9 protein-coding genes are annotated in these 10,657 nt (G+C 68.6%); 7 read left to right on the top strand and 2 right to left on the bottom strand.

Annotation, left to right across the window (positions count from 1 at the left end; all coding sequences use genetic code 11):
* Position 1: 1 nt before the first annotated feature.
* Both QWY80_RS07740 and QWY80_RS07745 read right to left on the bottom strand, forming a co-directional pair.
* On the bottom strand, positions 2 to 763 hold the full coding sequence (locus QWY80_RS07740) for a DUF481 domain-containing protein (protein WP_290230180.1): 762 nt from the start codon (positions 761 to 763) through the stop codon (positions 2 to 4).
* Positions 764 to 861: 98 nt separating this feature from the next.
* Positions 862 to 3,390 carry a penicillin-binding protein 1A gene (locus QWY80_RS07745; protein ID WP_290230181.1) on the bottom strand — a complete coding sequence of 843 codons (2,529 nt, stop codon included), beginning with the start codon at positions 3,388 to 3,390 and terminating at the stop codon, positions 862 to 864.
* Positions 3,391 to 3,661: 271 nt separating this feature from the next.
* Between QWY80_RS07745 and pilM the strand changes: the two genes are divergently transcribed.
* Genes pilM through aroB form a run of 7 tightly spaced genes read left to right on the top strand, consistent with a single transcriptional unit; the run spans position 3,662 to position 10,257 of the window.
* The gene (gene pilM, locus QWY80_RS07750; protein ID WP_290230182.1) at positions 3,662 to 4,723 is read left to right on the top strand and encodes a type IV pilus assembly protein PilM; all 1,062 of its coding nucleotides are present in this window, start codon (positions 3,662 to 3,664) and stop codon (positions 4,721 to 4,723) included.
* The gene (locus QWY80_RS07755; RefSeq protein ID WP_290230183.1) at positions 4,720 to 5,313 is read left to right on the top strand and encodes a PilN domain-containing protein; all 594 of its coding nucleotides are present in this window, start codon (positions 4,720 to 4,722) and stop codon (positions 5,311 to 5,313) included. The genes pilM and QWY80_RS07755 overlap by 4 nt, the downstream gene beginning before the upstream one ends.
* Positions 5,310 to 5,933: a type IV pilus inner membrane component PilO gene (locus QWY80_RS07760; RefSeq protein WP_290230184.1), complete on the top strand. Its 624-nt coding sequence runs from the start codon at positions 5,310 to 5,312 to the stop codon at positions 5,931 to 5,933. The genes QWY80_RS07755 and QWY80_RS07760 overlap by 4 nt, the downstream gene beginning before the upstream one ends.
* Positions 5,930 to 6,457: a pilus assembly protein PilP gene (locus tag QWY80_RS07765; protein WP_290230186.1), complete on the top strand. Its 528-nt coding sequence runs from the start codon at positions 5,930 to 5,932 to the stop codon at positions 6,455 to 6,457. Before QWY80_RS07760 ends, QWY80_RS07765 begins: the two co-directional genes overlap by 4 nt.
* A gap of 53 nt (positions 6,458 to 6,510) precedes the next feature.
* On the top strand, positions 6,511 to 8,601 hold the full coding sequence (locus QWY80_RS07770) for a type IV pilus secretin PilQ (RefSeq protein ID WP_290230187.1): 2,091 nt from the start codon (positions 6,511 to 6,513) through the stop codon (positions 8,599 to 8,601).
* Positions 8,601 to 9,143 (top strand): shikimate kinase AroK, encoded by a 543-nt coding sequence (aroK, locus tag QWY80_RS07775; protein WP_290230188.1) that lies wholly within the window; start codon positions 8,601 to 8,603, stop codon positions 9,141 to 9,143. The genes QWY80_RS07770 and aroK overlap by 1 nt, the downstream gene beginning before the upstream one ends.
* 4 nt (positions 9,144 to 9,147) lie before the next feature.
* Positions 9,148 to 10,257, top strand: a complete 1,110-nt coding sequence (gene aroB / locus QWY80_RS07780) for a 3-dehydroquinate synthase (RefSeq protein WP_290230189.1) — start codon at positions 9,148 to 9,150, stop codon at positions 10,255 to 10,257.
* The last annotated feature ends 400 nt before the right edge of the window (positions 10,258 to 10,657 follow it).

A 10,657-nucleotide genomic window follows, 5' to 3' on the forward strand; every position in this document is an offset into this window, starting at 1 on the left:
CCTACCAGCTGTAGAGCAGCGAGGCGCTGGTGGTGTGGTCGGTGCGCGACTCGGCGCGCTCGGGCGGTCGCGAGTTGTGGCGCATCTCGTGGGAGAGGCGCAGCGACAACCGTGAGTTGAGCTTGGCGGTGAGCGAGGAGTGCGAGCGCGAGGTGGTGTTGTCGTCGGTCGCCTCCAGCGAGAGCTCCTGGCCCAGGGTGGTGGTTTCGCTGGCTTCAAGCTCCCAGTCCAGGGCGGCATAGGCCACGCCCAGGGAGGCGTCCGGTCCGTTGTCGATGCGGTCGTGGCGATAGCCGGGACCACCCTCCAGGGAGAGGCGATGTCGCTCCCCTTCCAGAAGATCGCGGCCGTAGCCGCCAATGCCGGTCGCCTGCCAGGCGTAGCCCGAGAATCGGTCCTTCTCCCAGCGGGCGAAGCCGAACAGGTAGTGCGGTCCCTCGAGCTCGTAGCGCTCGCGGCCGGAGATCAGGTACTGCTCGGCGCTGGTGTCGCCGTCACGGGCGACGCTGCGCACCTCGCTGCGCAGGGTATGGGTCCAGTCGCCGGTCAGCCAGGTCAGTTGCCCCTTGGCGATCAGGGTGCGGCTGTCGGTGTTGCCGGAGAGTCGGGTGTAGCCCAGTTCGGCCTCGCCGCTGAGGGTGGCGGTATCCTCGTCGGGAGGCGGCGGGGCGTAGAAGGGACTCGCCTGGAGTGGGCCGCCGGCGAGCAGGGAGGCGGCCACGACCAGCCGGCCCAGTCGGCTGCGGTGGAACGGGTGACGCATGGGTCTCCTGCGGTGACCGATGACGGTCGCCATGGCATGGCGAAACTCGGGGTGACCTCGAGGGGGCGGGCGGTGGGCACCGCCCGCTGTCGTGACGGTTAGAAGATCGCCTCGTAGGCGCCGGTCCCCTGGGAGCCGCTGCGCTGCTCCACCTCCCGCTCGACACGCTGCGGCTGGACGCTGGGCAGGTGGTCGGGGTGGAAGATCTCGCTGATGCCGCCGCCCTGGCCATCCGGCAGGCGACGGCCGGTGTCCGGGTCGACCCGGGCGGTCACCAGGCCATCGGGTGGCTCGGGCATGGCGACCGGGCGATCCTCCAGGGCGCCGCGCATGAAGTCGATCCAGACCGGCAGGGCGGCGCTGGCGCCGTATTCGGCGGTGGACTCGTTGTCGTCCTTGCCCACCCAGACGGTGGTCACCAGGTCGCTGTTGAAGCCGGCGAACCAGGTGTCGCGCTGGTTGTTGGTGGTGCCGGTCTTGCCCACCACGTCCTCGCGACCCAGCTCCAGGGCGGCGCGCCCGGTGCCGTTCTCGATCACGTCGCGCAGCATGTCGCGCAGGATGTAGACGGCGATGGGGTCGGCGACGCGGGGGGCCACCGGATGTTGCCGCCCGTCGATCTCGACCTCGCTCTGATTGGCGTCGCACTCGCGGCAGGCCACGGCGGGCAGGGCTTCCTCGACCAGGGTCTCCTCGCCGCGGGTGACGCGCTCGATGAACCACGGCGAGACCTGGAAGCCGCCATTGGCCAGTACGGCGTAGGCGTTGGTCATCTCCAGCGGGGTCAGGTCGGCGCTGCCCAGCGCCAGCGAGAGGCCGTGGGGGAGTCGCGAGCGGGCGAAGCCGAAGCCCTCCAGGAACTCGAGGGTGGCGTCCAGGCCGACCTGCTGCAGCACGCGGATGGTCACCAGGTTGCGTGAGCGGGCCAGGGCGTTGCGCAGGCGCATGGGGCCCAGGAAGTCGCCGCTGGAATTGACCGGGCGCCACAGCTCGTTGCTGCCATCGTTGACCACCACCGGGGCGTCGTTGACCACGCTGGCGGCGTTCATCAGGCCACTGTCGAGGGCGGCGAGGTAGATGAAGGGCTTGAAGATCGAGCCCGACTGGCGCTGGGCCTGGACGGCACGATTGAACTTGCTGGCGTCGAAGTCGAAGCCGCCCTGCAGGGCGAGGATGGCGCCGGTATCGGGGTGCATCACCACCAGAGACCCCTCGGCGCCCGGGCGCTGGGCCAGGCGCAGGCTGCCGTCCTCGCGCTCCAGCACGCGCACCAGGTCGCCGGCGCCGGCGATCTCCGCCGCCGAGCCGGGTTCGGGCCCCCGGGCCCCGGGACTGCGGTACTCGCGAGCCCAGGAGAGGCCGTCCCAGGCGATGGTGCGCAGCTCGCCGCCACGGGTCAGCACGCGCATCTCGCGGCCCTCGCTCTCCACCACGATGGCGGGTTGCAGGGGGCCGAAGCCGGGGGTGCGGTCGAGTACCTGCAGCCAGTTGCTGACGTCGCCGTCGATGCCCTCGACCCGGCTCTCGCTGCGTTCGGCGGCGCGGCGGGCGGTCTCGAGGACCTCGGGGGACTCATCGAGCTCCTCCTCCAGGCCGCGCCGCTCGGTGCGTTCCTGGGCTTCCACCAGGCTCGCCGGAATGTCCTGCTGTTCGGGGCCGCGCCAGCCGTGGCGGGTGTCGTAGGCGATCAGGCCATCGGCCAGGGCACGCCGCGCGAAGGGCTGGAGCTCGCTGTCCAGGGTGGTATGGATGCGGTAGCCGCCGGTGTAGGCCTCCTCTTCGCCGAAGCGGTCCACGGCGTACTGGCGGGCCATCTCGGCCACGTAGTCGGCATCCACCTCGGTCTGGGCCACGTAGCGGCGGGCGGTGATCGGGGCCTGGACGGCCTCGTCGTAGGCGGCCTGGTCGATCTGGCCCAGCTCGCGCATGCGGAACAGGATCCAGTTGCGGCGGATCAGAGAGCGTTCGGGATTGGCCAGGGGGTTGAAGGTGGACGGTGCCTTGGGCAGGCCGGCGATCATCGCCGTCTCGGCCAGGGTCAGCTCCTCGAGGGGGCGATTGTAGTAGACCTCGGCGGCGGCGGCGATGCCGTAGGCGCGGTTGCCCAGGAAGATCTTGTTGACGTAGAGCTCGAGGATCTCCTCCTTGGAGAGCACCTGCTCCATCTGCAGGGCCAGCAGGATCTCGCGGATCTTGCGGGTGAAGGTGCGATCCAGGGTGAGCAGGTAGTTGCGGGCCACCTGCATGGTGATGGTGGAGCCGCCGGACTGGATCTCGCCGCCGCTGGCGACCAGCTCGACGGCGGCGCGGGCCAGCCCCTTGGGATCGACCCCGCGGTGATCGAAGTAGGCGGCATCCTCGGCGGCCAGCAGGGCCTGGATGAAGTCCTCGGGGATCTCGTCGAACTCCACCGGCATGCGCCGCTCGTCGCCGAACTCGCCGATTTGCTTGCCATCGCGGGTATAGATGCGCAGCGGGGAGTGCAGCTCGAAATCCTGCAACTGGCGCACGTCGGGGAGCCCCGGGGCGAAGTAGAGGGCGGCGCCCGCCACGCCGAGCCCCACGGCCGCGGTGAGAGACAGCAGCAGCCACACGCTGGAGACGATCAGGGTTCTGAGGAACTTCATGAAGAGGGGGTATCCATGCTGTGAACGGGTGCGGTGATGGAGGCGATGGGGTGACGTCCGGTTGCGCCGCCATTATAGGAACCCCGGCATGGGGTCACCAGCGTTGACGGTGCAAGGGTGAGGTTTACCGTGTGAGTTTCGGCAAGATCATGTAACCTCATGCTTACAGGGTGAGGGGCTTGACCCCTCGGGCTCGTCCTTCGTCAACCACGGTCGGACGAGACATATAACAAGGCGGCAAGCCGCATGGATCAGCAGGGGCAGGACCGAGATGCGACTCATGGCATCCAGCAAGGGACTGATCGGTGTCGATATCACATCGGCGACGGTCAAGCTCGTGGAACTCCGGCGTGCTGGCGCCAGCTACCAGGTCGAAAGCTATGCCGTCAGGCCGCTGCGCGAGGGCGCGGTGGTCGAGCGGCGCATCCACGACATGGGCGAGGTGGTCGATGCCCTCTCGCGGGCCGTCCAGCAGGCCAGGCCCCACTCGCGGCGAGCCGTGGTGGCAGTGCCGGCCAGCGCGGCGATCACCAAGACCCTCACGTTACCCGCCTCGCTCAGCGATGATGAGATAGAGGCGCGGATCCAACTCGACTCAGACAAGCACATTCCCTTTCCGTTCAGCGAGGTCGCCTTCGACTTCCAGCGGCTGGGGCTCAACGCCCGCTACGGCGACCAGCAGGACGTGCTGCTGGTGGCCTGTCGGCAGCAGGACGTCAGCCAGCTCACCGACGCCCTGCTCCAGGCGGGCCTGAAGCCGGCGGCGGTGGACGTCGAGACCTTCTCCATGGAGCGCGCCTTCGCCGAGGTGCGTTACCAGCTGCCCCAGCTCGATGCCGAGGAGGATTGTGTGGCCCTGGTGGATGTCGGGGCAACCATGAACACCTTCCACGTGCTGCGCGAGGGGCGCATCGTCTACAGCCGCGACACCGTCTTCGGGGGGCGCCAGCTCACCGAGGAGATCCGCAACCGCTATGGCCTGAGCCTCGACGAGGCGGGGCTGGCCAAGAAGCGTGGCGGCTTGCCCGAGGACTACCAGCGCAGCGTGCTCGATCCCTTCCTCGATACCCTGGTGCAGCAGGTGGGGCGCTCGCTGCAGCTCTACTACACCGCGGGCCGCAAGCAGGAGGTGCGGCGCATGGTGCTGGCCGGTGGCTCCAGCGTTCTCCCCGGCCTCGCCGAACGCCTGGCCCAGGAGAGTGGCATGGAGGTCTCCATCGCCAACCCCCTGGCGCGCATGAAGGTCAACAACCGCATCGACGTGCAGACGCTGTCCGGTGACGCGCCGGCCATGCTGACGGCCTGCGGCCTGGCAATGAGGTCCCGCTCATGACGATCGAGATCAACCTGCTGCCCTGGCGTGAGGAACTGCGTGCACGGCGCAGCAAGCGCTTCTATCTTTCCCTGGCGTTGATGGCGTTGCTCGGTCTCGGCGGCGGCTACGGCATGACCTGGTACTACGAACAGGAGGCCGAGGCCCAGCAGCGGCGCAACGCCCATATCGAGGCCCAGAGCCGCCAGCTCGACTCGGCGATCCGCGAGATCAGCGAACTCGAGGCGATCCGCGAGCAGATGCTCGAGCAGGTACGCGTCTTCACCGAGCTGCAACTGGGGCGCACCCAGACGGTGTACGTGATGAATGATCTGGTCACCAGCCTGGTGGAGGGGGTGCACTACACCCAGCTCAATCGCCAGGGCGACAGCCTGCGCCTGGCCGGGCTGGCCGAGAACAACCGCCAGGTCTCCGACCAGCTGCGTGCCCTGGCCGCCGCGCCCACCTTCACCGAGCCGGTGCTCTCCGAGGTCGAGGCCGAAGATGACGGCGAAGGGCGGCGCTTCAGCCTCAGCATGAGCCAGCGGATGCCGGGGGACGCCGCCCTGGAGAGCGTTTCGGGCAGCGAGGCGGAAGGAGGGGAATCATGAGTCTCAAGGCCGAGATGCGCCGCCTGCGCGACCTGGACTGGCGGGAGCTGGACATCAAGGAGGCCGGCGGCTGGCCCTGGTCGCTGCAGCTGATCTGCTGCCTGCTGCTGCTGGGGCTGACCTTCGCCGGCATGCACTGGTACCTGGCCTCGCCCGCCAGGGAGGAACTCGACCAGGTGCGCGCCGAGGAGGCGAGCCTGCTGCGCGACTACCGCAGCAAGGCGGCCCAGGCCGCCAACCTGGAGGCGATGCGCGAACAGACGGGGGTTCTCGAGGCGCGGATGGCCGAGCTGCGCGAGATGCTGCCCACCGGCGCCGAGGTACCCGCCCTGATCGACAACATCAGCGAGACGGCCATCGACAACCAGCTGGCCATCGACTACATCCGGCTGCGTGGCGCCGAGAACCGCGAGCACTACATCGAGCAGCCCTTCGACATCCAGGTGCAGGGGGACTACCACCGCATCGCCTCCTTCCTGGCCGGGGTGGCCGGCCTGTCGCGCATCGTCACCCTCCACGACATGACGCTGACCCCCGAAGGGGACAGCGGCCAGCGGCTGCGGCTCTCCATGCTGGCCAGGACCTACAGCTACCGGCAGGACGAGGAGGGCGCACAATGAACGATCGCCGCCTGGGATTCGTCATCGCCGTCGGGCTGCTCGTGCTCGCCGCCGGCTGCGCCGACCCCCAACTGGGGGCTCTCGACCGCGAGCTGGCCGGCATCCGCAGCGACCCCGGGTCGATACCCGACATCACGCTGCCGGAGATACCGGACTACGCGCCCGTGTCCTACGAGGAGGCCGACCGGCGCAGCCCCTTCATCGCGCGCCTGCCCGAGGCCGAGCAGTCGCCCCGGGGTTCCGAGGAGCTGGCGCCCGACCTGTCGCGCCAGCGGGAGCCACTGGAGGCCTTCGACCTGGGCGAGCTGGCGCTGGTCGGGACCCTGACCCAGAACGGCCAGCCCTCGGCGCTGGTGCGGGCGCCCGACGGCCAGGTGCACCGGCTGCGGGTCGGCAACTACATGGGTAGCGATTTCGGACGCATCGTCAGCATCACCTCATCAACGGTGCAGCTGGTCGAGGTCGTGTCCACCGGGCGCGGCGGCTGGATCGAGCGCACGACGCGCCTGGAGCTCGACGACTAGAACAGCCAATCGCCGGCTCGAACGGGGCGGCGTCAAGCGGGGGGAAGGGAACAATGCTATCAACCATCATGAAGCGTGGCACCGCGACACTGCTGATGCTGACCGTCTCCGGCTTCGCCCTGGCGGCCACGACCCTCGAGGACCTCGACTTCCGCCAGGGCAGCGGGGGCGAGCTCGAGGTGGACCTGAACTTCTCCGGCCCGGTGCCCGAGGTGAGGGGCTACCGGCTGGACGATCCGGCACGCTTGACCATCGACCTGGTCGATACCGACAACCGCCTCGACCAGCGCCGCTACGACCTGGGGATCGGCGGCGTCCGGCAGGTCACCGCCCTCGAGGCAGGGGCGCGCACCCGGCTGGTGTTCGATCTCGAGGGGCCGCTGCCCTACAACACTCGCGAGCAGGGCAACCGCCTGCGCCTGGCCATCGGTGGCGGTGCCACCGATACCGGGGTGGCCGACACTTCGGAGCCGGCACCGGTCGCCAGCGCGGCACCCGGCGAGTCCGAGCCGGCTTCCAGCCGCCCGGCGAGCGGCGGGCCCAGCGTCGAGAACATCGACTTCCGCCGTGGCGATGAGGGGGCCGGTCGGTTGATCGTGACCTTCGACCGCGCCGGGGTGGACGCCCGGGTGCGCGAGAGCGGTCGCAACCGCATCACTGCCGAGCTGATGGGTGTCGACCTGCCGGCCTCGCTCGACCAGGTCTACGACGTCAGCGACTTCGGCACTCCCCTGCGCCGGGTGACGCCCCGCGTCGGCCGCAACGGCATAGTCCTGGACATCGAAGGCAGCGGCGATTACGCCATGGTCTCCACCCAGAGCGGTCGCCGGCTGACCATCGAGGCGCAGCCGGTCACCCGGCAGGAGCAGGAGCGGCGGGTGCGCGAGCAGTTCCCCTACACCGGCGAGCGCATCACCCTCAACTTCCAGGACATCGAGGTGCGCTCGGTGCTGGCGATCATCGCCGACTTCACCGGCCTCAACCTGGTGGCCAGCGACAGCGTCCAGGGGCGCGTCACCCTCAACCTCGAGGACGTGCCCTGGGACCAGGCCCTGGACCTGGTGCTCAAGAGCCATGGCCTGGCCAGCCGCCAGGAGGGCAATGTCATCGTGGTGGCCCCGGCCAATGAACTGGCCCAGCGCGAGCAGCTGGAGCTGGAGACCCGCGAGCAGCTGGAGACCCTGGCGCCGCTGGAGACCGAGTACATCCAGATCAAGTACTCCAAGGCCCAGGATCTGGCCGCGCTGTTGAGGGGTGAAGGCGAGGACGGTTTCGGGTTGCTGACGGAGCGGGGGCGCGTGGCGATCGATTCGCGCACCAACACCCTGCTGATCCAGGACACCGCGGAGCAGATCGCCAACATCATGGAGACCCTCGAGCGGCTGGATGTGGCGGTTCGCCAGGTGCAGATCGAGGCGCGTATCGTCATCGCCAGCGACAGCGCCTCCCGCGAACTGGGAGTCAACTGGGGGCTGTCCAACAACGAGGGGACACCCCCCAATGACCTCAATGCCTCCGGGGCATCCGATGGTACCCCCTTCTTCGGCAATGGAGGCCTGGCCGTGGATCTCGGGCCGAATGGCACCGACGCCACTACCTTTGCCTTCGGCTACCTCTCCGGTGACGTCTTGCTCGACCTCGAGCTGCGTGCCCTGGAGAGCGATGGCAAGAGCTATACGCTCTCCCAGCCGCGGGTCATTACCGCCAATCAGCAGCCGGCGCTGATCAAGCAGGGCCAGGAGCGCGCCTTCCGCGAGGCGGCCGCCAGCGGGGCGGCGGCCCTGGAGTTCAAGGAGGCGGTGCTCTCCCTGGAGGTGACGCCGCAGATCACCCCGGACAATCGCATCATCATGGACGTGGGCATCACCAACGACACCTTCGGTGAGTCGGAGATCGCCGGTGAAGAGCCGCCGATCAACAAGAGCGAGATCCAGACCCAGGTGCTGGTGGACAACGGCGAGACCGTGGTGCTGGGCGGCATCCTGCAGACCGAGGAGCTGCGCAACCTGACCAAGACCCCCTTCCTGGGCGACATTCCGGTGCTCGGCAACCTCTTCCGGTATACCCAAGAGAGCAATGAGAAGGTAGAGTTGCTGGTATTCATCACTCCCCGGATACTGGACGACGGCGTGGCCCTTCGCTGATGCAGGCACTACCCAACCTGATCCTGATCGGCCCCATGGGGGCCGGCAAGAGCACCATCGGCCGCCTCCTGGCGGCCGAGCTTTCTCGCGACTTCCTCGACAGCGACCACGAGATCCAGGCGCGCTGCGGCGCCGACATTCCGTGGATCTTCGACGTCGAGGGCGAGGCGGGCTTCCGCGATCGCGAGACCCAGATGATCGACGAGCTGACCGGCCGCGAGGGCGTGGTCATCGCCACCGGCGGCGGTGCCGTGCTGCGCGAGGAGAATCGCCGCATGCTGCGCGAGCGCGGCACCGTCATCTACCTCTTCACCACCGTCGAGCAGCAACTCCGGCGCACCGCCAAGGATCGCAACCGCCCGCTGCTGCAGCGTCCCGACCGCGAGGCGGTACTGCGCGAGATGTTCGGCGTGCGCGATCCGCTCTATCGCGCCACCGCGGATCTCACGGTGCGCACCGACCGGCGCGGCCCGCGGTCGGTGGTCAACGACATCGTCCGGCGCGTCACGCGGCTGGTCGATCCCCTGCAATGCAAGGCCTGAACCCATGACCGAGACCCTGAGTGACCCGCGCACCCTCGAGGTGGCGCTGGGTGAGCGCAGCTATCCCATCCATATCGGCCCCGGTCTGCTCGGTGACCCCGGGCGCCTGGCCCCCTACCTGGCCGGCCGCCAGGTGATGATCGTCACCAATGAGGTGGTGGCGCCGCTGTATCTCGAACGCTGCCGGGCGGGGCTCCCCGCGGATACCGAGGTGCGCGAGCTGGTGCTGCCCGATGGCGAGGCGACCAAGAGCCTGGCCAGCGTCGAGCGCATCTGGGATGCCCTGCTCGAGGCCGGCTTCAACCGCCGCTGTACCCTGGTCGCCCTGGGCGGCGGGGTGATCGGCGACATGGTGGGCTTCGCCGCCGCCTGCTACCAGCGTGGGGTGGCCTTCATCCAGGTGCCCACCACCTTGCTGGCCCAGGTGGACTCCTCGGTGGGCGGCAAGACCGGGGTCAACCATCCGCTGGGCAAGAACATGATCGGCGCCTTCTGGCAGCCCCGGGTGGTGCTGATCGACACTAACACCCTCGCCAGCCTGCCGCCGCGCGAGCTCTCCGCGGGGCTCGCCGAGGTGATCAAGTATGGGCTGATTCGCGACGCCGACTTCCTGGCCTGGCTGGAGCAGGCCATGTCCGACCTGCGCGCGCTGGAGGCCGCGGCGCTGACCCGGGCCATCGAGCGTAGCTGCACCCTCAAGGCGGAGATCGTCGCCGAGGACGAGACCGAGCAGGGGGTGCGCGCGCTGCTCAACCTGGGCCATACCTTCGGCCATGCCATCGAGGCCCACCAGGGCTACGGTGCCTGGTTGCATGGCGAGGCGGTGGGGGCGGGCATGCTGATGGCCGCCGAGCTCTCGCGGCGGCTGGGCTGGCTGGACGACGGCGACGTCGCCAGGGTCCGCGCGCTGCTCGAGGCCGCCGAGCTGCCCCGGGTCGCCCCGGCGGGAATGGGCGCGGAGGACTTCCTGTCGCGCATGCGCCTCGACAAGAAGAACATCGACAGCCGGCTGCGGTTGATCCTGCTGAAGGCACTGGGCGATGCCTGCCTGCACGACGCCACCCCACCGGAGACGCTGCACGCGCTGTTGACGCAGTTCCCGCGCGATGGTTGATGGCTGGCCCGCAGGCTTCACGGATGCTCGACGCCCGCACGTCCTCGTGCGGGCGTCGTCGTTCGGGGAGGCGCCTCAGGCATTGAATCCGCATGCCTTATGCGCTATCGGCATGGGGTGATGATAGGGAATTAGACTAAAGTATAGGTGCTGCGCTGCGGCGTCGAACAGGCGTTTTTCGAGCGCGCAAGCCCTTGAGTTGGCGGGCTTTTTTCGCCTGCGCACTTGGGCAAGTCGTGGATTTCACGGAGTTTTTCGAGGCGAGGTGGGGTGCCGGCGTTGCGCGATGGCGGTCAGGGTCGCTATGCTGTACGGCCTTTTGCCGCGCGGATGAACGCCCGATTTCGGGTAGTCGTGAAAAATAAAAAACCGAATATTATTACACGATCCATCCGTAAAA

This window comes from Halomonas ramblicola (assembly GCF_030409215.1).
GTDB classification, from domain to species: Bacteria; Pseudomonadota; Gammaproteobacteria; order Pseudomonadales; family Halomonadaceae; genus Halomonas; species Halomonas ramblicola.